The sequence below is a fragment of the Streptomyces ruber genome (assembly GCF_014648075.1).
Classification (GTDB): domain Bacteria; phylum Actinomycetota; class Actinomycetes; order Streptomycetales; family Streptomycetaceae; genus Streptomyces; species Streptomyces ruber.
In genome coordinates, this window is record NZ_BMQK01000002.1 from 801574 (window position 1) to 823207 (window position 21634).

Sequence of the window (21634 nt, forward strand, 5' to 3'; positions counted from 1 at the left end):
TTAACGGGCCCCGTCCACGCGGTCCATGGGCAGCCGGAGGATCGTGCCGCTGGCCGGCGCCCCGTCCCGGTCACGCAGGTCGGCGACCTCGTCGTCGCTCAGCGCCCGGTCGTGGACGCGCACCTCGTCGATCGCGCCGGTGAAGTGCGCCCGGCCGTCCGGCTTCTGCCCGACGTGCACCCCGAACGGGGCGGTACGGCTGACCGACCCCGGCACGTCCGCGGTGCCGGCCGCCTCCCTCCCGTCGACGAACAGCGTGAGTCTGCCCCCGCCCCGCCGCAGCGCGACGTGGTGCCACTGGCCGTCGCCGTACGCGCCGGCCGCGCGCACGGAGAGACTGCGCGGCGGGGCGGCCCCGTCCCGCACGGTGATCAGCGCCTGGATCCGGTCGGAGGCGGGCTCGTCGCGCACCCACACCTGCGGCTGCGTCGACCCGACCCCGCCCATCCACAGCAGTGGCTGTTCCCCGTCCTGAGCGGTGTGCCGGAACCACAGCGAGACGGTGAACTCCCCGTCGTCCAACGGCAGTTGCCTGCGGAACGGCAGGCGTACCGCGTCGTCGGTGCCGTCGAACGCGAGGGCGCCGCCGGACACGCCGGGCGTCTCACGGGCACCGCCGAGGACCGCGGCGGGCCGGGCCCCCGGCGCCCGGTCGGGGGTCGTCGGGTCGGGACCGCGGCGCGGCGCCAGCCAGCTCTCGGAGAAGCGGGCGAAGCGGATCTCGTCCCGGGCGTCGGCGGTCCCGGCCTCGTACAGCAGCCCCACTGTGTTCTCGCCGTTCCCGCCGTCCCCGTCACCCCCGTCGATGTGCACCATGTCCGAGTAGCCGGACCAGTCCCGCGTCACCACCGTGCCGCGGTCCGCGCTCTCCCAGGTCCGCCCGCCGTCGTAGGAGGACCGGACCGCCATCGTCCGGCGGCGGTCCGGGTCGGCCGGGCCGGCCAGCAGCATCCGGTCCCCGAGCCGCAGCAGGGAGCCCTGCACCTGGGGCATGTAGAGGTCGGGAATCGCGCGGAAGGGCGCGGTGAAGCTGTCACCGCCGTCCCGGCTGACGGCCTGGGCACGGTGGCCGAGATCGGTGCCGTCCTGCTCGCGCCCGCTGACGAGGACCGAACCGTCGGCGCGCTCGGCGAGCGTCACCTCGGACGGCTTCTGCCGGAACGTGCCGTCCCGCGCCACGGGCCAGGTGTCCGTGGCGCCGATGCGCCAGCTGTCGCCGCCGTCGTCGCTGACGACGAGCGCGGCGTGGTTGGCGGTGATCCGGCGGCCGTCCCACGTCTCGGCGTTGACGCCGAACACCAGCCGACCGGCGTGCTCGCCGTGGGCGAGCTGGATGCCGTGCACCGGCCCGGTGGCGTACCAGGAGTTCCACTCCCCGGGCAGTATCTCCTCGCTCAGGTCGCGCGGCTCCGACCAGGTGAGACCGTCGTCGTCGCTGAACTGGAGGTACGGGACGCGGTCGCAGGGCACGGCGCAGTTGGCGCTGTCCGTACGGCCCGTGTTGTACGTCTCCGCCAGCAGGACCCGGCCGGTCCTGCGGTCCACCACCGGAGCGGGGTTGCCGTGGGTGTCGCCCTCGCCCCTGTTGATCACCTGCAGCGGGCCCCAGGTGCGGCCGCCGTCGGTGGAGCGCTTGACGACGAGGTCGATGTCGGCGGCGTCCCCGCAGTTGAGCACCCGTCCCTCGGCGAACGCCAGAAGCGTGTTCCTGACGGTGCGCACGACGGCCGGGATGCGGAAGCAGGCGTAACCGGACTCCTGGTCGGCCCTGAAGAGGACCTGCTGCTCGAAGCCGGCGGCCCGGGTCTGTCCGCCGGCGGCGTGCCCCGGCGCCGCGAGGAGCCCGGCCGCGGCGAGGACGGTGGCGAACACGGCGGTGACGGCCGGTCTGTGACGTGCGCGGAGGTGTGACGGCATGGGTGCGACCTGCCCTTCAGGCGGCGGCGTTGCGTCGTGAGGCGGCGTGTTGCGTCGTGAAAAACAGGACATCGGACATTTCATGTCCGATGTGGACCACAGACGGTACGGGCAGCCCCAGCGCCTCACAAGGACCAGGTACGGCCATGTCGTGCGAACCGGAGTGAAAGCGGCGTGAACCGGACACCGGTCCGGGTGCCGACGTGTCGGCGGCCGAATGCGAGCCGTTCACGGGTTCGTCGACCCGGATTTCCGGTGCGGACGGCCCGTGCGGGCTAACGTTCCGTCATGACCGCACCGGACACCGAACCCCGCCTGGCGCTCGACCCCGCGCGCACCGCCCTCGTGCTCGTCGACCTGATGGACCGTATGGTCGGGCTGCCCCTCGAGCCGCACAAGGGCACGGACGTGCTGGTCGCCGCCGAGCGGCTGGCGCGGACCTTCCGCGGGGCGGGCGCCCCCGTCGTGCTGATCCGGGTGGAGCGTTCCGGCGTCGTCGAGCAGCCGCCGGGCAGCGGCCTGGCCGCCGGGCTCGCCGCGGACGGCGATCTGGAGATCGTGAAACGGACCGTCGGCGGGTTCCAGGGCACCGGTCTCGACGAGCGGCTGCGCGAGCGGGGCGTCACCACCCTCGTGTTCGGCGGCGTCGCCACGAACCTCGGTGTCGAGTCCACCGCCCGCGCCGCCGCCGACCTCGGCTACGGCCTGGTCTTCGTCGAGGAGGCGATGTCCGCGTTCACGGCCGCCGAGCACGAGGCCTCGGTCCGCCTGGACTTCCCGCGGCTGGGCACGGTGGCGGGCGTCGAGGACGTGCGCTTCGTGCGCTGAGGCGTACCCCGGGGCGCTTCCGAGGCGGGGCCCCTACGGCGCAGGGGGCGCTCCCCGTCGGTCGGAGCCCCGCCGCCGTGCAGCGGAGGAGCCGGGTCAGCCCTGGGCGGCCGCGGCCCGCAGGGCGATCCGGTGCTCGCCCGCGTACACGTTCATGGAGGCGCCCCGCAGGAAGCCCACCAGGGTCAGCCCGGTCTCGGCCGCCAGGTCCACCGCCAGGGACGACGGCGCCGACACCGCGGCCAGCACCGGGATGCCCGCCATCACGGCCTTCTGCGCGAGCTCGAAGGAGGCGCGGCCCGACACCAGCAGGACCGTGCGGGACAACGGCAGCGCGCCGTTCTGCAGGGCGCGTCCCACCAGTTTGTCGACCGCGTTGTGCCGGCCCACGTCCTCGCGGACGTCGAGGAGCTCCCCGTCCTCGGAGAACAGGGCCGCCGCGTGCAGCCCCCCGGTCCGGTCGAAGACCCGCTGGGCCGCGCGCAGCCGGTCGGGGAGACTCGCGAGCAGCTCGGGTTCCAGCCGGAGCGGTGAGGTCTCGCCGCCGCGGGTGTCGTCGACGGCCCACCGGGCCGTGGTGCGCACCGCGTCCAGGCTCGCCTTGCCGCACAGCCCGCACGACGAGGTCGTGTAGACGTTGCGTTCCAGGGTGATGTCCGGGATGACGACGCCGGGCGCCGTCGACACGTCCACCACGTTGTAGGTGTTCGACCCGTCGGCCGTGGCCCCGGCGCAGTACACGATGTTCCGCAGCTCGTCCGCGCCGCCCAGCACGCCCTCGCTGACCAGGAAGCCCGCGGCCAGGGCGAAGTCGTCGCCCGGGGTGCGCATGGTGATCGCGAGCGGCTTGCCGTTGAGCCGGATCTCCAGGGGCTCCTCCGCAACGAGTGTGTCCGGGCGGCTGGAGACCGCGCCGTCCCGGATGCGGATGACCTTGCGTCGTTCCGTGACTCGTCCCATGTCCCGATCAGCCCCGGTTCCTTGCGTGCTGTGGCCCGAACGGCCCTTGCTGTGCGGATCGCCGGAGCCACCGGACCGTCGTGGCCGGTGACCCCCTGTACACATCATTGTGCTGTACATCCGGGCTGATGCCACGGCCCGTGCGGCGGTCTGCGCGCCGCCGCCCAGGCTCGTCGACGAAATACTGTGTACAGTATGGAAGTTGGGCCGGCAAGGCTCCGCACGCCATCTCGTGCGCCGCCCGCGTGGCCCGCCGGGCGTCGGCCCGGCGGGCCGCGCGGGGCGGACCGAACCTCGTTCGGGAAAGCCTTTTCGTGGCCCTGAGCCCGGGAGTAACCTTCGGAGGTGAAGTACCGGAACGGAGGTTCCCGGTCCCGGTATTAAGTGGTATATACCCCTCCCAGGTCTTTTTATTTGAACCCCCGCTGTGCCGACTGCTTAAGTTGACGGGAAAGAGGGACGGCTGAATCGGGGGGCTCATGACCGTCACGTACGAAACCCGCGCCGGAACGGGCGGAACCGGAACAGGTATTGTGCGCATGGACGCCGGGAGGGCGGACATCGCGCAGCTCAGGAGGCTGGTGCGGGCCGGATCGCGGGCGTTGAACGAACAGTTCGACGACGACGCGCACCTGGACCGGATCATTCCCAAGCCGTGGGGCCACGAGTACCGTGCCTACGTCGACGATTTCTTCGACCTGTGGTCGCTGCACATCGACACGCCGCACAGCACGTCGATCCACGTGCACCCGAGGAAGCTGACGTACCTGCTGTGCCTCGGGGGGCAGGGCGCCACCACGGGACTCGACCGGGAGGACATCCGGATCGCGGCGGGCTCGGTCCTGCGCATCGCGCGGGGCACGTTCCACGGGACGCGGAACATGGGGGACGACCCGCTGGAACTCATCGAGGTCGAGGTGCCGAGGAACAAGTTCGACCTCATGCGGCTGCAGGACGACTACAACCGCGCCGGCACGGCGTACGAGTCGCAGTCGGTGGAACACCCGCGGAACACCATGCGCGCCGTTCCGTCCCTGCCGAACGCCCGTATGCGGAAAACGAGCCCGGACCGGCGGTTCCGGTTCGAGCTGCGCACCGGAATGGACATTTTCTACCGGCGGCGTCCGGAGGACATCTTCCACATTCCGCTGTGCGTTTCCGGCGTGGTGAACTCCGACGTCGAGATCCTGACCGGAAACCCGGCCGACACCCGGCGGCCGCTGATGGACAGGACGTACCTGTCCATCAGCCGCAACCACTGAATTCCGCGCCATACGACCGCCATACAATGGGGGAGCCAGCAATGTCTCGCAATGCCGTCATCATCACCGGTCCGGGATTCCAGGACCACGACGTCGTCTTCACGTACTACCGCCTCCTCGAGGAGGGCTGGCACGTCGACGTGGCGACGAAGCACGCCGATCCGGTCACCGGCAAGTACGGCGTCCCGCTGCCGATGGACAAGACCGCCGGCCCGCTGATCTCCTTCGAGGACCTCGCCGTCGAGGACTACGACGTCGTGATCCTCACCGGCGGCCACGAGGCCCCGGACCGCGTCCGCCAGGACCGCGACGTGCTGGACTTCGTCGCGGGCATGGACCGGGCCGGCAAGGTCGTCGCGGGCCTGTGCCACGGCCCCTGGATCATGGTCAGCGCCGGTGTCCTCAAGGGCCGCAGGGCCTGCGCGTACATCGGGCTGCGGGACGACGTGATCAACGCGGGCGCGGACGTGGTGGACAGCGACGTCATCGTCGACGGCAACATCATCACCTGCTCGTACTACGGCTACATGGGCGCGTTCATGCGGGCGGTCTTCACGACCGCCGAGAAGCTCGGCGGCGGTGGGGAGCGGGCCGCCTGATGACGGGGACGGGGGAGAACGGCCGCGGCGGGGACGGCGGCCGGACCGGGGACTGCGGCGATGTGCTGGCGGTCGACTTCGACGGAGTGGTGGCCGACGCGCTCAAGGAGTGCGCGCTCGTCACCTGGCTCGGCGGACGGGGGCTCGACCCCTCGCTGTCGGGGGCCGAGCAACTGGAGCGCGTGCCCGACGAGTTCGTCGAGCGGTTCCGCCGCGTCCGGGACTACGCACGCCTGCTGGACCACTTCGTGGTGGCGCACCTGCCCGGAGCCGGGGCGGTGGACTCGCAGGCCGCGTTCGACGCTCTCTTCTCCGGCCTGGACGCTGCGTTCGTCCGCGGGTTCACCACGGCGGCCGGCGCGGCACGGGAGTGGCTGCGGACCGGGGAGCCGGACTTCTGGCTCGACCTGCACACCCTCTACCCGGGCATGGCCGGCCTGCTGCGCCGCTGCGGCGGCCGCGTCGTGGTCGTCACCGCCAAGGACGAGGGATCGGTGCGGGCGATCCTGGCCCGGCACGGCGTCGAGCACACCGTGCGCGAGGTGTTCGGCGAGTGCCGGCACAAGGCCGGGGCCGTCCTGGACGTCAGCGCGCGGTGGGGGGTGCCGGTGGAGCGCATCACCTTCATCGACGACAACCTCGCCAACGTGCGCGAGGTCGCCCGGACCGGCGCCCGCGCCCGGTGGGCGCTGTGGGGGTACGCGACCCCCGAGCACCGGGCCGAGGCGGACCGGCACGCGGTCCCCGCGCTGCACCTGTCCGAGGTACGTCACCTCGCTCCCGTGACCGTGTGACGTCGGGGCCGGTGCCGACGGTGCCGGCCGGCGGCGGGGGCGGTGCGGGCGTGAACGCGCCCGCACCGCCCCCGCCCACGGGTTCACCGGAGCGTCCCGAGATACCGAGCAGGAGATCCATGCACAGGAGCACCGCACGGTCCGTCCCGCCCCCGCCCGGTGGGAGGCAGGCACGGACGGGGTTCACCGTCCAGCTCGTCGCCCTGGTGGCGATGGCGTTCGCGATCCCCGCCCAGCTGTATCTGGCGATCCCGGTGGCCGGCGGCGTCCAGCGGGCGTTCGGGGTGAGCGCGGCGGCCGCGGCCTGGACGGGCAGCGCGTTCTCGCTGGCGTACGCCGTCGGCTTCCTGGCCTTCGGACCGCTGTCGGACCGGGTGGGGCGGCGGCCGGTGCTGGCGTTCGGCACGCTGGCGACGGCGGCCGCGACCGGGGCGGTGGCGGTCAGCCCGGGCTTCGGCTGGTTCCTGGCCTTCCGGGTGGTGCAGGGCCTTGCCGCGGCCGCCTTCGCGCCGGTGGCGCTGGCGTACGTGGCGGAGCACGCACCGCCGGCACGGCGCGCGGTGGCACTGTCGTTCCTCACCACCGGCCTGCTGGGCGCGGGGGTCGCCGGGCAGGTCTACGGGCAGGCGGTCGCCGACCGGTGGCGCCTGGCGTTCTGGCCGGCGGCCCTGGTCTACGCGGCCGCTGCGGTGGCCTTCTGGCTGCTGCTGGCACCGGCGCGGGGGCGCTCGTCCGCCTCGGCGCGCGGCGTGGCCGCGACGCTGGGCGGGCTGCTGCGGCACCGGGGCACCGTGGCGGTGTTCGCCTCGGCGCTCACGGTGTTCGGCAGCTTCGTCGCGCTGTACGCGGCGCTGAACGCGCATCTCGGGGCGACCGCCGGGTACGACGCGGCCGGCCTGCTGGGCGTCCAGGCGCTGGGTGCGCTGGGTCTGGTGGCCGGCCCGGTGGTGAACCGGCTCGCGGGGGCGCGCGGGCCGCGCCCGCTGACGGTGGCGGGGTTCGTCGTGGCGTCGGCGGGGCTGCTGCTGGCGCAGGTCACGGCGGTGCCCGCGGTGCTGCTGGCCGGGACCGTGGTCTTCGTCGGCGGGATCAGTCTGGTCGTACCGGGCCTGGTGGGGCTGCTGCACCGTCTCGTCCCGGACGCCGCGGGGGCCGCGGTCTCGTTCAACACCTTCGTGCTCTTCGTCGGGTCGTCCCTGGGGCAGCTCGCGGCCGCGCACACCGGGTACCGCACGGTGGCGGCCGTCTCGGCGGCGGCCACGCTGGCGGCGGCGTGCGGGGTGGCGGTCTGCACCCGGCCGCCGGTCACACGGCGGCCGTCCGACGGCCCGCCCGGCCGTCCGCCCGGCGGACCGGCCGACGCCACCGCCCTGAAGACAGCGGGTGACCCCGTATGAGCAAGGTCCTCTTCGTCCTCACCAGCCACGGCGAACTCGGCGACAGCGGCCGGCCCACCGGCTTCCACCTCGGTGAGACGGCCGAACCGTGGCGGATCCTCCGGGACGCCGGCCACGAGGTCGACCTCGTCTCCGTACGGGGCGGACGGCCCCCGGTGACCGGGTACGACGCCGACTGCCCGGCCCACACCGCGTTCCTCGCCGACTCGGAGGGCGGCGCGCTCCTGGACTCCGCGCGGACGCCGGAGGAGACGGACCCCGGCGAGTACGCCGCCGTGTACTTCGTCGGCGGCCACGGCACCATGTGGGACTTCCGCGGGAACCAGGCCGTGGAGTCGCTCGCCCGCCGCGTGTACGAGGCCGGCGGGATCGTGGCCGCCGTCTGCCACGGCCCGGCCGCCCTCGTGGACGTACGGCTGTCGGACGGGAGCCACCTGGTCGCGGGCCGCAACCTGACCTCGTTCGCCGACGCGCACGAGCGGGCGCGCGGACTCGACGGCGTGGTGCCGTTCCTGCTCCAGCGCGCCCTGGAGGAGCGCGGCGCCGTCCACACCCACGCGCCCGACAGACTGCCGCACGTGGTGGTCGACGGCCGGCTGGTCACCGGACAGAACCCGGCGTCCGCCCGCGCGCTGGGCGAGCGGCTCGCCGATCTCCTCGGCGCCGGCGGCGCCGGCGGAACCGCGCCCGTCCCGCCCGCCCGATTCCCGTCACACCCCGATCGCCCACGCACCCCGGATCCCGACCCGACACGGAGGCACGTGCCATGACGAAGCAGCAGCAGAAGAGGAAGGTCCTGTTCGCCCTCACCAGCCACGGCGAGCTCGGCGACACCGGCCGCACGACCGGTTTCTACGTCCCGGAGGTCGCCCACCCGGCGGCCGTGTTCCGCGCGGAGGGCTACGACATCGACTTCGTGTCCGTACGCGGCGGAGCTCCTCCGCAGGACGGCGTGGACCCGGAGGACGAGGTCGTCACCGCGTTCCTGGCGGACCCGGACCACAAGGCCGCCCTGGAGTCGACCCGCACCGCGGCCGACGTCAGCGCCGAGGACTACGACATCATCTTCTACGCGGGCGGGCACGGCGCCATGTGGGACTTCCCCGGAGCCACCGAACTGGCCGCCCTCGCCGCCGCCGTCTACGAGCGCGGCGGTGTCGTGGCGGCCGTCTGCCACGGCCCGGCCGGGCTGGTCGACATCAGGCTGAGCGACGGCTCCCACCTCGTCGACGGCAAGCAGGTCGCGTGCTTCACCAACGAGGAGGAGGCGGCCGTCGGTCTCGCCGACGTCGTCCCCTTCCTGCTGGAGGACAGGCTGGTGGAGCGCGGCGCCCGGCATACCCGGACGGCCGACTTCGCGGAGCACGCCGTCGCCGACCGGCGCCTCGTCACCGGCCAGAACCCGGCCTCCGCCGTCCGGGTCGCCCGGCTCGCGCTCGCCGAACGCGGGTCGCGCTGAGGCCGGTTCACGCCGGGTAGCCAGGCGCTGCCCGGTCCGCCGACTGCCCGGCGGGACGTCGTGATGGCAGAGTAACCCTTGTACATGTCCGTTTTGCCCTCGGCGGGCGGACGGGTGCCTACGGGGGGCCTCCATGACGATTCAGCTGGGCTGGCTGCGCACCTTCGTCACCGTCTACCGGCTCGGATCGTTCACCAAGGCGGCCCAGGCCCTGGGACTCTCCCAGCCTGCCGTCACCCACCAGGTGCGCAACCTGGAGAAGGAACTGGGACGTCCGCTCTTCGAACGGCTCCCGCAGGGCGTGGAACCCACGTCCGCCGCCGACGCCCTCGTGCGCGAGGTGCAGGTCCCGATCGACACGCTGGCGGGCGCCGTCGAACGCTGCTTCGGGAACGAGCAGGCCCGCGGGCCCGTCCACGTGGGCGGGCCCGTCGAACTCATGACCAGCCGCGTGATCCCCGCCGTCAGCGACCTCATCGCCGACGGGCTGCAGCTCCGGATGCACTTCGGTCTCGCGGACGACCTCCTCACCGTCCTGATGGACCGGCGGGTCGACCTGGTGCTGTCGACCGTACGGCCGCGTGTGCGGGGCTTCGCCGCCACCCCGCTCGTCGACGAGGAGTTCATGCTCCTCGCCTCCGAGAAGCTGTCCCGGTGCATTCCCCGGGACCGGCTCGCGGCCGACGGCCCGGCCGTGCTGGAGGACTACCCGCTCATCAGCTACGCCGAGGTGCTGCCCATCATCCGCCGTTACTGGCTCGCCGTCTTCGGCACCCGGCCCACCGCGAAGCCCGCCCTCGTCGTACCCGACCTGAGAGGCGCGCTCGCCGCCGTGAAGTCGTCGGCCGGGATCTCCGTCCTGCCGACGTACCTGTGTGTGGAGGAACTGGCGGCGGGCGAGGTCGTCCCGCTCCTGGAACCCGAGGTCCCGCCCATCAACACCTTCTACCTCGTGGTCCGCCAGGGCGAGCTGACCCGGCCGAACCTCGCGCTCCTGCACGGGCACCTGCTGATGAAGGCGCAGCTGTGGACGTAGTCATGGACATGGGGAGGACGGAACCCGGTGCACCGGGGTCGTGAATCCGCCACAGTCATGATCCGTCACCGCGCCACAGCGCACCGCAATGGCCGCTCCCGACCGTTCATCGGCCGGAAACGACCGTTCGTCGCACCTTGCTTACCGCTCACCGCATATGGCCGGCCCTTGAGCTTCGGCTCCTTCCCAACCGGGCGGCCGGTTCCTATCGTCCGGATCATGAGTCCCCCTGTAGCGCCACCCGGCTGGAGCCGCTGGCTCGTCCCGCCCGCGGCCCTGTCGGTGCACCTCTCCATCGGGCAGGCGTACGCCTGGTCCGTGTTCAAACCCGCCCTGGAGTCCGCCCTCGGCCTGAGCGGCACCCAGAGCGCCCTGCCCTTCCAGCTCGCCATCGTGATGCTCGGCCTGTCCGCCGCGTTCGGCGGCACCCTCGTCGAGCGCAACGGTCCGCGCTGGGCCATGACCGTGTCCCTGGTCTGCTTCTCCTCGGGCTTCCTGCTGTCCGCGCTCGGCGCCTGGACGGAGCAGTACTGGCTGATCGTGTTCGGCTACGGCTTCGTCGGCGGCATCGGCCTCGGCATCGGCTACATCTCACCCGTGTCGACCCTGATGAAGTGGTTCCCGGACCGGCCCGGCATGGCCACCGGCATCGCCATCATGGGCTTCGGCGGCGGCGCGCTGATCGCCTCGCCGTGGTCCGCGCAGATGCTGGAGTCCTTCGGCGCCGACAGCGGCGGCATCGCGCAGGCCTTCCTCGTGCACGGTCTCGCGTACGCCGTCTTCATGTCGCTCGGTGTGTTCCTGATCCGCGTGCCGCGGCCCGCCGCGTCCACCGACGGCGGTCCGGCACCGCTGGAGGGCGTGCAGGTCTCCGCCAACAGCGCGCTGCGCACCCCGCAGTTCTGGTTCCTGTGGATCGTGCTCTGCATGAACGTGACCGCGGGCATCGGCATCCTGGAGAAGGCCGCGCCGATGATCCAGGACTTCTTCGCGGACACCTCCGCACCCGTCTCGGTGTCGGCGGCGGCCGGGTTCGTCGCGCTGCTCTCGGCGGCCAACATGGCCGGCCGCCTCGGCTGGTCCTCCACCTCCGACCTCATCGGGCGCAAGAACATCTACCGCGTCTACCTGGGGGTGGGCGCGCTGATGTACGCGCTCATCGCGTGGTTCGGGGACAGCTCCAAGCCGTTGTTCATCGTCTGCGCGCTGGTCGTCCTCTCCTTCTACGGGGGCGGCTTCGCGACCATCCCGGCGTACCTGAAGGACATGTTCGGCACCTACCAGGTCGGCGCCATCCACGGCCGGCTGCTCACCGCCTGGTCCACCGCCGGCGTCCTCGGACCGCTGATCGTCAACTGGATCGCGGACCGGCAGGAGGCGGCGGGCAAGACCGGCGCGAACCTGTACGGCCTGTCGATGTGGATCATGATCGGGCTGCTGGTGGTCGGCTTCGTCGCCAACGAGCTGGTCCGCCCCGTCCACGCGCGCCACCACGTGGCCGCCGAGCAGGAGGAGGCCGTCGATGTCCGGCAGTGACACCGGCAGGGACAGCACCCCGGCCGGCCGGCAGGGGCTCATCGTCGTCTCGTGGATCTGGGTGGGCGCGCCGCTCGCCTACGGTCTGTACGAACTCGTCCGGAAGGTGACCCAGCTGTTCACCGGCTGACGGCACGGTCACCGGCCGTCCGGTCACGCGCTCCGGGGCGCCCGGACACTGTTCGCGGCGCCCCGGGCGTCCAGGTGTCTGACAGAAGCCCACAACCGGGGCCGCCCATTCCTGTTCCCCCGCACGCCCTCGTACCCGTGAGTCACTGATCAGACTGGGGAATTCCGCTACCCACGGCAACGAGGGGATTCCCCACATGAACGGCTCGCGCATCGTCGCCGTCGGCCACTACCAGCCCGCCAAGGTGCTCACCAACGAGGACCTGGCGGGCATGGTCGACACCAGCGACGAGTGGATCAGAACCCGCGTGGGCATCCGTACGCGCCACATCGCCGGGCCCGGGGAACCGGTCGACGAACTGGCCGCGCACGCCGCCGCCAAGGCCCTCGCGGCCGCCGGTCTCGCGCCCGACGCCGTCGACCTCGTCGTCGTGGCCACCTCCACCGCCGTCGACCGCTCGCCGAACACCGCCGCCCGGCTCGCCGCGCGCCTCGGCATCCCCTCCCCGGCCGCCATGGACGTCAACGTCGTCTGTGCCGGGTTCACCCACGCCCTCGCCACCGCCGACCACGCCGTGCGGGCGGGCGCCGCCGACCGGGCCCTGGTGGTCGGCGCCGACAAGATGTCCGACGTCACCGACTGGAGCGACCGCACCACCTGCGTCCTCGTCGGGGACGGAGCGGGCGCCGCCGTCGTCGAGGCCGCCGCCGAGCCCGGCATCGGACCGGTGCTGTGGGGATCGGTGCCCGAGATGGGGCACGCGGTACGCATCGAGGGGACGCCCCCGCGCTTCGCCCAGGAGGGCCAGAGCGTCTACCGCTGGGCGACCACGAAGCTGCCCGCCATCGCCCGCCGGGCGTGCGAGCGCGCCGGGACGGCCCCCGAGGACCTCGCCGCGGTCGTGCTGCACCAGGCCAACCTGCGCATCATCGAGCCCCTCGCGGAACGGCTCGGCGCGGTGAACGCCGTGGTGGCGCGCGACGTCGTCGACTCCGGCAACACCTCGGCCGCGAGCATCCCGCTCGCCTTCTCCAAGCTGATCGAACGCGGCGAGATCACGAGCGGCGACCCGGTCCTGCTGTTCGGCTTCGGCGGGAACCTGTCGTACGGCGGGCAGGTCGTCCGGTGTCCGTGAACCGTAGACTGTAGACGAAAGCCAATCCATACCGGCTCGGCCGGCCGCCGCGCTGCCGCCGCTGCCCTGGAGGGGGACCGCGATGTTGTCGACAGGACTGCCGCAGGGGGCGGTGCCCCGGCTCGAACGCCCCGGTCCGCTGCGCGACCGCGTCTACGAGGCCCTGCTCGAACTCATCACCACGCGCGCCCTGCGGCCCGGCCAGCACCTGGTCGAGAGCGAGCTCGCCGGTCACCTCGGAGTCTCCCGGCAGCCCGTGCGCGAGGCGCTGCAGCGGCTGAACACCGAGGGCTGGGTCGACCTGCGGCCCGCGCAGGGCGCGTTCGTGCACGAGCCGACCGAGGAGGAGGCCGACCAGCTCCTCACGGTGCGCACCCTGCTGGAGGCCGAGGCGGCCCGGCTCGCCGCCGCCCACGCGGGCACCGCGGGCATCGAGGCCCTGGAGGAACTGTGCGCCGAGGGCGAGCGCGCGGTCGCCGCCGACGACGTGGACGGCGCCGTCGCGACCAACGCCCGCTTCCACGCCAAGGTCATGGAACTCGCGGGCAACGCGGTCCTCGCGGAGCTGGCCGGCCAGGTCGACCGCCGGGTCCGCTGGTACTACACACCGGTCGCCCGGCAGCGCGGCCGGCAGTCCTGGATCGAGCACCGTGACCTCATCGCGGCGATCGCGGCCCGCGACGGACAGCGCGCGACCGAGGTGATGCGCGCCCACACGGAGCACACACGACGGACGTACCACGCGCGGGCACGCGGGTAGGGCCCGAACGGGACCAGGCGCGTCGAGGGCGCCCGCCGGCACGGCGGGCGCCCTCGACGCGTCACCCCTCCTGGCGCATCCCTTTGTCCTGCGAGTGGAGAAAGTCGCCACCAATTCCTGCGCAACTTCTTCCCAGCCACAGCACCCGCTGCTACGTTCCCCTCGAAAGCACGCCGCACAGGCGTGACCGGAACCCGACATCCGACGTACGCAGCCGATCGAGGCAGGGAGGGGCATGTGAGACGCATGACGGCTCGACCCGCCAACGCCCACCAGGCCCGGCTGCTGCGTCTGCTGCGCGACGGCGGTCCCAGCTCGCGGGCACAGCTCGGCGACCGGGTCGACCTCTCCCGGTCGAAGCTGGCCGTCGAGGTGGACCGGCTGCTGGAGACGGGCCTGGTCGTGGCCGACGGACTCGCCGCCTCGCGCGGCGGCCGGCGCTCCCACAACATCAGGCTCGCGCCCCAGCTCCGCTTCCTGGGCATCGACATCGGCGCGACCTCCGTCGACGTCGCCGTGACCAACGCCGAGCTGGAGGTCCTCGGGCACATCAACCAGCCCATGGACGTCCGCGAGGGACCGGTCGCCGTCTTCGAGCAGGCCCTGGACATGGCCGGCAAGCTGCGGGCCACGGGACTGGCCGAGGGCTTCGACGGCGCCGGCGTCGGCGTCCCCGGACCGGTCCGCTTCCCCGAGGGCGTCCCGGTCGCGCCGCCGATCATGCCGGGCTGGGACGGGTTCCCGGTCCGCGAGGCACTCAGCCAGGAGCTCGGCTGCCCGGTCATGGTCGACAACGACGTGAACCTGATGGCGATGGGGGAGCAGCACGCGGGCGTCGCCCGTTCCGTGGGCGACTTCCTCTGCGTCAAGATCGGCACCGGTATCGGCTGCGGCATCGTCGTCGGCGGTGAGGTCCACCGCGGTACGACGGGCAGCGCCGGCGACATCGGGCACATCCAGGCGGTGCCCGACGGGCGTCCCTGCCCCTGCGGCAACCGCGGTTGCCTGGAGGCCCACTTCAGCGGCGCGGCGCTCGCCCGCGACGCGACGGAGGCGGCCCAGCAGGGACGCTCCCCGGAACTGGCCGCACGCCTCCAGGCGAGCGGTGCGCTCAGCGCCGTCGACGTCGCCGCCGCGGCCGCCGCGGGCGACGCGACCGCGCTCGACCTGATCCGCGAGGGCGGCGCCCGCACCGGCCAGGTCATCGCCGGACTCGTCAGCTTCTTCAACCCCGGCCTGGTGGTGATCGGCGGCGGCGTCACCGGTCTCGGCCACAATCTGCTCGCCGCCATCCGCACCCAGGTCTACCGTCAGTCCCTCCCGCTCGCGACCGGCAACCTGCCCATCGTGCTGGGCGAACTGGGCCCCACCGCCGGAGTCATCGGTGCGGCCCGCCTCATCAGCGACCACCTGTTCTCACCCGTGTAGACACCCGGCCCACCCGCACGACCAGGTACGTCAGCACGTCCACGTCAGCACGTCCGTACGCCAGCCCGGCAACACGTGTAAGCCCGCACAGCACAGCACAGCACAGCGCAGCACGCCCCGGCACCACACCTCACCCCGCTCTGCCCTGTCATGCCCAGCTCACGATCCGTCCTGCCCGCAAACAGCCCCGCCCCGCCCGAAGCACCTCAGCTCCGCCCTGGAACAGGCCCGCACGCCCGCCGAGGGGGACCGTCATGGCACCCGAACCACCCCTGCTCACCATGTCCGGCATCACCAAGTCCTTCCCCGGAGTCCGGGCCCTGGACGGCGTCGACCTCGACGTCCAGGCCGGCGAGGTGCACTGCCTGCTCGGCCAGAACGGCGCCGGGAAGTCCACGCTCATCAAGGTCCTCGCCGGCGCCCACCAGCCCGACGGCGGCACCATCACCTGGCACGGCGAACCCGTCACCCTGAAGTCCCCGATCGCCGCCGTGCGCCGCGGCATCGCCACCATGTACCAGGAACTCGACCTGGTGGAGCACCTGTCGGTGGCCGAGAACGTGTACCTGGGCCATGAGCCCACGGCCGCCGGTCTCGTCGTACGGGGCAGGGCGGCGAAGGAGTCCACGGCGGCGCTGCTGCGGCGGCTCGGGCACCCCGAGGTCGACCCCGCCCGGCTGGTGGGGGACCTGTCCGCCGCCCAGCAGCAGATCGTCTCCATGGCCAGGGCGCTCTCCCACGACGTACGCCTCATCGTCATGGACGAGCCGACCGCCGCGCTCGACCCGGACGAGACCGACAACCTGTTCCGCATCGTCGGCGACCTGACCGCCGACGGGGTCGCCGTCATCTACATCTCGCACCGGCTGGAGGAGATCCGCCGCATCGGCGACCGGGTGACCGTCCTGAAGGACGGGCGCTCGGTGGCGGGCGGACTGCCCGCGAAGACCACCCCGACGCGCGAGGTCGTGGCCCTGATGACCGGCCGCACCGTCGAGTACGTCTTCCCCGAGCGGCCCGCCGGGACCGCGCAGCCGCCCACCGGCACACCGCTGCTGGAGGTCCGGGGCCTCGCCCGCGCGGGGGAGTTCGAGCCGTTCGACCTCACCGTGCACCCCGGCGAGATCGTCGGGCTGGCCGGCCTCGTCGGCTCCGGGCGCTCGGAGATCCTGGAGACCGTCTACGGGGCGCGCAAGCCCACCGCGGGGCGCGTCCTCGTCGACGGGAAGCCGCTGCGGCCCGGCAGCGTCCGCGCCGCCGTCGCCGCCGGGCTCGGGCTCGCCCCCGAGGAGCGCAAGGCGCAGGCCCTGCTGATGCTGGAGTCCGTCACCAGAAACGTCTCCGTGTCGTCCATGTCCCGCTTCTCGCGCGGCGGCTGGATGGACCGGGGCGCCGAGTCCGCGGCCGCGCGGACGGCGGTACGGGAGCTGTCGCTGCGCCCCGACAACCCCGACGTCCCCGTGCGCACCCTCTCCGGCGGCAACCAGCAGAAGGCCGTCCTCGCCCGCTGGCTGCTGCGCGGCTGCAAGGTCCTGCTGCTGGACGAGCCCACCCGCGGGGTGGACGTGGGCGCCCGCGCCGAGCTGTACGCGGTCGTCCGCCGCCTCGCCGACGAGGGTCTTGCCGTCCTGCTGGTCTCCAGCGAGGTGCCCGAGGTCCTCGGCCTCGCCGACCGGGTGCTCGTCCTGCGCGAGGGCCGGATCGTGCACCGGGCTCCCGCCCGTGAACTGGACGAACACCGCGTCCTCGACCTGGTCATGGAAGGAAGCAGCTCCGTGAGCCCCACGAGCCCCGTCAGCCCATCGAGTCCCATGGAAGGAACCCCGGCGTCATGACGCAGCCCGTATCACCGCCCCGGGGCAGCACCGGCGGCACCGGCGGAACCGGCGAGGAGGTGCCGAAGGCGAGCGGGAAGTCCGGCCCGCGCGTCGCCTTCGCCCGCGCCGACGTCCGCACCCTCTCGCTGCTCGGCGTCCTCGCCGCGCTGGTCCTCATCGGCGGCATCACCGCGCCGGACGCGTTCCTGGACACCCGCAACCTGCAGCTCGTCCTCACCCAGGCGTCCGTCATCGGCGTCGTCACCGTCGGCATGACCTTCGTCATCGTCTCCGGCGGCATCGACCTGTCCGTGGGCGCGATCGTCGCCCTCGCCTCGGTGTGGGCGACCACGGTGGCCACCCAGGAGTTCGGCTTCGCGGGCATCCTCTTCACCGCGGTGGCCGTCGGCGTGGGCTGCGGCCTGGTGAACGGCGTGCTCGTCGCGTACGGCGGGATGGTGCCCTTCATCGCCACCCTCGCCATGCTCGCCTCGGCCCGCGGACTCGCCCTGCAGATCACCGACGGCAGCACCCAGGTCGTCACCGTGTCCAGCGTCCTGGACCTCGGCGAACGCGACGCCTACGTGCTCGGCATCCCGCCGCTGGTCCTCGTCTTCGCCGTCGTCACCGTCATCGGCTGGCTGGTGCTCAACCGGACGACGTTCGGCCGGCGCACGGTCGCCGTCGGCGGCAACGCGGAGGCCGCCCGGCTCGCCGGCATCGACGTCCGCCGCCAGCGGCTCTACCTGTACGTGCTCTCCGGGCTGTGCTGCGGCATCGCGGCCTTCCTGCTGATCGTGCTCTCCGGCTCCGGCCAGAACACCAACGGCAACCTCTACGAGCTCGACGCCATCGCCGCCGCGATCATCGGCGGCACCCTGCTCACCGGCGGCCGCGGCACCATCGTCGGCTCCGTGCTCGGCGTCCTGATCTTCACCACGATCACCAACATCTTCGCGCTGAACAACCTGCAGACCGACGTCCAGCAGATCGCCAAGGGCGCGATCATCGTCGCCGCGGTCCTGGTCCAGCGACGCACCGCAAGCACCACCTGAACGGGCCGACACGGGAAGGGACCAACCGTCATGTCACAGTTCACGAGCCGCAGAAGGATGCTCTTCGGGACCGCCGCGGTCGGCGCCGGCGTCGTCCTCGCCGGCTGCACCAGCAACGAGCCGAGCGACGAGCCCGCCGCCAACGACCAGCCGGCCGCCTCCGACGACAAGCCCGGCAAGGAGGTCACCATCGGCTACGCCGGGCCGCAGGCCGACCACGGCTGGCTCAACGCCGTCAACGTGCAGGCCAAGAACCGCGCGGCGAAGTACGAGGACGTCACCTTCGAGGTGACCGAGGGCTCCAACGACACCGCCACGCAGATCGGCCAGATCGAGACCCTCATCAACAAGAAGGTCGACGTCCTGGTCGTCCTGCCCGCCGACGGCAAGGCCCTCACCCAGGTCGGCCTCAAGGCGATGCGCGCCGGCATCCCCGTGGTCAACCTGGACCGCGTCTTCAACTCCCCGCAGGCGTACCGCTCCTACGTCGGCGGCGACAACTACGGCATGGGTCTCAACGCCGGGCACTACATCGGCGAGAAGCTCAAGGACAAGGAGAACGCCCGGGTCGTCGAGCTCGCCGGGCTCGACAACCTGGAGCTGACCCGGCAGCGCACGCAGGGCTTCGACGACGCCCTGAAGAACTACCCCAACATCCAGAAGGTGGCCCGGCAGGCGGCGGACTTCACCGTCGAGTCGGGGCAGGCCAAGATGGCGCAGCTGCTCCAGGCGCAGTCGAGCTTCGACGCGCTGTGGAACCACGACGACGACCAGGGCGTCGGCGCCCTGCGGGCCATCGAGCAGGCCGGGCGCGACGACTTCCTGATGGTCGGCGGCGCGGGGGCGCTCGCCGCCATGCAGGCCATCGAGGCCGACGACGGTGTGCTGAAGGCCACCGTCCTCTACCCGCCCACCATGGCCGCGTCCGCGATCGACGTCGCCCGCGCGCTCGGCCAGGGCAAGGGCATCAGCGGTCTGGCCGAGTTCGAGGTCCCGTCGTCGCTGACGCTGTACTCCGCGGTCGTCGACAAGGAGAACGTCGGCCAGTACATGTCCACCGGCTTCAAGTGACGGCCCGCACCCCCCACCGCGCCAGGACGGACAGTCCGACGACGACCCGTCCGCCGACGAAGAGGAGGACATCCCGATGACACAGCCGCACCAGCCGCACCAGGGCGACGAGGCCGGTAAGCCACGGCTCGGCGTGGGCATGGTCGGATACGCGTTCATGGGCGCCGCCCACTCACAGGGCTGGCGCACCGCGGGCCGCGTCTTCGACCTGCCGCTGAACCCGGTCCTCGCCGCCGTCTGCGGCCGGGACGCCGGGGCCGTGCGCGCCATGGCCGACCGGCACGGCTGGGCGGCGGCCGAGACCGACTGGCGGGCCCTGATCGCACGCGACGACGTCGACCTCGTCGACATCTGCACCCCCGGCGACAGCCACGCCGAGATTGCCCTCGCCGCCCTCGCCGCGGGCAAGCACGTGCTGTGCGAGAAGCCCCTCGCCAACACCGTCGAGGAGGCCGAGGCCATGGCGGCGGCGGCCGCGGCCGCCCGGGAGCGCGGCCAGCTCGCCATGGTCGGCTTCAACTACCGCCGTGTGCCCGCCACCGCGCTCGCCCGGAGGATGGTCGCCGAGGACCGGATCGGCGCCCTGCGCCACGTCCGGGTGACGTACCTCCAGGACTGGCTGGTGGACCCCGAGGCACCGCTGACCTGGCGGCTGCGCAAGGAGCTCGCGGGCTCCGGGGCCCTCGGCGACCTGGGCGCGCACATCGTGGACCTCGCGCAGTACCTCGCGGGAGAGCCCGTCGTCGGTGTCTCCGCGCTCACCGAGACGTTCGTGCGGGAGCGGCCGCTGCCCGCCGGCGCGTCGAGCGGCCTGACGAACCCGGGCGGCAGCGAAGGGCGCGGCGCGGTCACCGTCGACGACGCGGCCCTGTTCACCGGGCGGTTCGCCTCCGGTGCGATCGCCTCCTTCGAGGCCACCCGGTTCGCCACCGGCCGCAAGAACTCCCTGCGCATCGAGCTCAACGGCGAGCGCGGCTCGCTCGCCTTCGACCTGGAGCGGCTCAACGAGCTCTCGTACCACGACGCCACCGAGCCGGACGCCCACGCCGGCTTCCGCCGCATCCTCGTCACCGAGCCCGACCACCCCTACCTGGAGGCGTGGTGGCCGCCGGGCCACGGCCTCGGCTACGAGCACACCTTCGTGCACCAGGCCCGTGACCTCGTGCACGCCGTCGCGTCCGGCACCGTTCCCGAGCCGTCCTTCGCCGACGGGCTCCAGGTGCAGCGCGTGCTCGCGGCCGTCGAGGAGAGCGCCGGGAGGAACTCCGTCTACACCCCGGTCGCCCCCGTGGACCCGCTCGCCCCGGCCGCACCGACCACGCCGATCACGGTCTGACGATCCCGACGAGGAGGCCAGCACAGTCATGCCGCGCACCTTCACGCTGTTCACCGGCCAGTGGGCCGACCTGCCGCTGGAAGAGGTCTGCCGCCGCGCCCGCGACTTCGGCTACGACGGGCTCGAACTCGCCTGCTGGGGCGACCACTTCGAGGTCGACAAGGCCCTCGCGGACCCCGGCTACATCGAGTCCCGGCACCAGCTGCTCGACAAGTACGGACTCAAGTGCTGGGCCGTCTCCAACCACCTGGTCGGCCAGGCCGTCTGCGACGCGATCATCGACGAGCGCCACCAGGCCATCCTGCCCGCCCGCATCTGGGGCGACGGCGAGCCCGAGGGCGTACGGCAGCGGGCCGCCGCCGAGATCGCCGACACCGCGCGCGCCGCGGCGGCCTTCGGCGTCGACACGGTCATCGGCTTCACCGGCTCGGCGATCTGGCACCTGGTCGCCATGTTCCCGCCCGCCCCCGAGTCGATGATCGAGCGCGGGTACGAGGACTTCGCCGCGCGCTGGAACCCGATCCTCGACGTGTTCGACGCCGAGGGCGTGCGGTTCGCGCACGAGGTCCACCCGAGCGAGATCGCGTACGACTACTGGACCACGCAGCGCGCCCTGGACGCCGTCGACCGGCGCCCGGCCTTCGGCCTGAACTTCGACCCCTCGCACTTCGTGTGGCAGGACCTTGACCCGGTCGGTTTCCTGTGGGACTTCCGGGACCGGATCTACCACGTCGACTGCAAGGAGGCCCGCAAGCGGCTCGACGGCCGCAACGGCCGCCTCGGCTCGCACCTGCCGTGGGGCGACCCGCGCCGCGGCTGGGACTTCGTCTCGGCCGGCCACGGCGACGTGCCCTGGGAGGACGTCTTCCGGATGCTCCGCTCCATCGGCTACCAGGGCCCCGTCTCCGTCGAGTGGGAGGACGCCGGCATGGACCGGCTGCAGGGCGCGCCCGAGGCCCTGGCCCGCCTGAAGACCTTCGACTTCGAACCGCCGTCGGCCTCGTTCGACGCGGCGTTCGGCGGCAAGGACTAGCCGCCCGCACGGCTTCACGGTGTCCCCGGGGTGACGGCGCATCCCGGCGCACCGCACCACTGAGTACACACCCGTACGACC

General features: G+C 72.7%; 20 protein-coding genes. 18 read left to right on the forward strand and 2 right to left on the reverse strand.

Going from position 1 to position 21634, the window contains the following annotated elements; translation table 11 throughout:
* Complete coding sequence (locus IEZ04_RS08015) at positions 1-1917, reverse strand: sialidase family protein (RefSeq protein WP_189215979.1); 1917 nt, start codon at positions 1915-1917, stop codon at positions 1-3.
* Between the two features lie 288 nt (positions 1918-2205).
* Between IEZ04_RS08015 and IEZ04_RS08020 the strand changes: the two genes are divergently transcribed.
* Positions 2206-2745, forward strand: a complete 540-nt coding sequence (locus tag IEZ04_RS08020) for an isochorismatase family protein (RefSeq protein ID WP_189215980.1) — start codon at positions 2206-2208, stop codon at positions 2743-2745.
* Positions 2746-2841: 96 nt separating this feature from the next.
* Here IEZ04_RS08020 and fdhD read toward each other — a convergent pair whose 3' ends face one another.
* A complete protein-coding gene (fdhD, locus tag IEZ04_RS08025; RefSeq protein ID WP_189215981.1) occupies positions 2842-3705 on the reverse strand; it encodes a formate dehydrogenase accessory sulfurtransferase FdhD in 864 nt (287 codons plus the stop codon).
* Positions 3706-4244: 539 nt separating this feature from the next.
* Here fdhD and IEZ04_RS08030 point away from each other — a divergent pair.
* The 17 genes from IEZ04_RS08030 to IEZ04_RS08110 all read left to right on the forward strand — a co-directional run bounded on the left by IEZ04_RS08030 (position 4245) and on the right by IEZ04_RS08110 (position 21553).
* Positions 4245-4967 carry a cupin domain-containing protein gene (locus tag IEZ04_RS08030; protein ID WP_229820885.1) on the forward strand — a complete coding sequence of 241 codons (723 nt, stop codon included), beginning with the start codon at positions 4245-4247 and terminating at the stop codon, positions 4965-4967.
* Between the two features lie 41 nt (positions 4968-5008).
* Positions 5009-5566, forward strand: a complete 558-nt coding sequence (locus IEZ04_RS08035; protein WP_189215983.1) for a DJ-1/PfpI family protein — start codon at positions 5009-5011, stop codon at positions 5564-5566.
* Complete coding sequence (locus IEZ04_RS08040; RefSeq protein WP_189215984.1) at positions 5566-6360, forward strand: HAD family hydrolase; 795 nt, start codon at positions 5566-5568, stop codon at positions 6358-6360. Before IEZ04_RS08035 ends, IEZ04_RS08040 begins: the two co-directional genes overlap by 1 nt.
* A 119-nt stretch (positions 6361-6479) precedes the next feature.
* Positions 6480-7757 carry an MFS transporter gene (locus tag IEZ04_RS08045; protein ID WP_189215985.1) on the forward strand — a complete coding sequence of 426 codons (1278 nt, stop codon included), beginning with the start codon at positions 6480-6482 and terminating at the stop codon, positions 7755-7757.
* The gene (locus tag IEZ04_RS08050) at positions 7754-8527 is read left to right on the forward strand and encodes a type 1 glutamine amidotransferase domain-containing protein (RefSeq protein WP_189215986.1); all 774 of its coding nucleotides are present in this window, start codon (positions 7754-7756) and stop codon (positions 8525-8527) included. The genes IEZ04_RS08045 and IEZ04_RS08050 overlap by 4 nt, the downstream gene beginning before the upstream one ends.
* Positions 8524-9216 carry a type 1 glutamine amidotransferase domain-containing protein gene (locus IEZ04_RS08055; protein WP_189215987.1) on the forward strand — a complete coding sequence of 231 codons (693 nt, stop codon included), beginning with the start codon at positions 8524-8526 and terminating at the stop codon, positions 9214-9216. The genes IEZ04_RS08050 and IEZ04_RS08055 overlap by 4 nt, the downstream gene beginning before the upstream one ends.
* Positions 9217-9349: 133 nt before the next feature.
* The gene (locus tag IEZ04_RS08060) at positions 9350-10252 is read left to right on the forward strand and encodes a LysR family transcriptional regulator (RefSeq protein WP_189215988.1); all 903 of its coding nucleotides are present in this window, start codon (positions 9350-9352) and stop codon (positions 10250-10252) included.
* A 219-nt stretch (positions 10253-10471) separates the two neighbouring features.
* Positions 10472-11788, forward strand: coding sequence for an OFA family MFS transporter (locus IEZ04_RS08065; protein WP_189215989.1), 1317 nt, complete (start codon positions 10472-10474; stop codon positions 11786-11788).
* Positions 11775-11918, forward strand: a complete 144-nt coding sequence (locus IEZ04_RS08070; RefSeq protein WP_189215990.1) for an MFS transporter small subunit — start codon at positions 11775-11777, stop codon at positions 11916-11918. The genes IEZ04_RS08065 and IEZ04_RS08070 overlap by 14 nt, the downstream gene beginning before the upstream one ends.
* A 196-nt stretch (positions 11919-12114) precedes the next feature.
* Positions 12115-13053, forward strand: coding sequence for a beta-ketoacyl-ACP synthase III (locus IEZ04_RS08075; RefSeq protein ID WP_189215991.1), 939 nt, complete (start codon positions 12115-12117; stop codon positions 13051-13053).
* Between the two features lie 82 nt (positions 13054-13135).
* Complete coding sequence (locus IEZ04_RS08080) at positions 13136-13813, forward strand: GntR family transcriptional regulator (protein ID WP_189215992.1); 678 nt, start codon at positions 13136-13138, stop codon at positions 13811-13813.
* A gap of 246 nt (positions 13814-14059) precedes the next feature.
* Positions 14060-15241, forward strand: a complete 1182-nt coding sequence (locus IEZ04_RS08085; RefSeq protein WP_189215993.1) for an ROK family transcriptional regulator — start codon at positions 14060-14062, stop codon at positions 15239-15241.
* Between the two features lie 254 nt (positions 15242-15495).
* Positions 15496-17076: a sugar ABC transporter ATP-binding protein gene (locus IEZ04_RS08090; protein WP_189215994.1), complete on the forward strand. Its 1581-nt coding sequence runs from the start codon at positions 15496-15498 to the stop codon at positions 17074-17076.
* Positions 17073-18113, forward strand: coding sequence for an ABC transporter permease (locus IEZ04_RS08095; RefSeq protein ID WP_189215995.1), 1041 nt, complete (start codon positions 17073-17075; stop codon positions 18111-18113). Before IEZ04_RS08090 ends, IEZ04_RS08095 begins: the two co-directional genes overlap by 4 nt.
* A 30-nt stretch (positions 18114-18143) precedes the next feature.
* Positions 18144-19184 (forward strand): substrate-binding domain-containing protein, encoded by a 1041-nt coding sequence (locus IEZ04_RS08100; RefSeq protein ID WP_189215996.1) that lies wholly within the window; start codon positions 18144-18146, stop codon positions 19182-19184.
* A 76-nt stretch (positions 19185-19260) separates the two neighbouring features.
* Positions 19261-20520, forward strand: a complete 1260-nt coding sequence (locus tag IEZ04_RS08105; protein ID WP_189215997.1) for a Gfo/Idh/MocA family protein — start codon at positions 19261-19263, stop codon at positions 20518-20520.
* A 28-nt stretch (positions 20521-20548) separates the two neighbouring features.
* Complete coding sequence (locus tag IEZ04_RS08110; RefSeq protein ID WP_189215998.1) at positions 20549-21553, forward strand: sugar phosphate isomerase/epimerase family protein; 1005 nt, start codon at positions 20549-20551, stop codon at positions 21551-21553.
* The last annotated feature ends 81 nt before the right edge of the window (positions 21554-21634 follow it).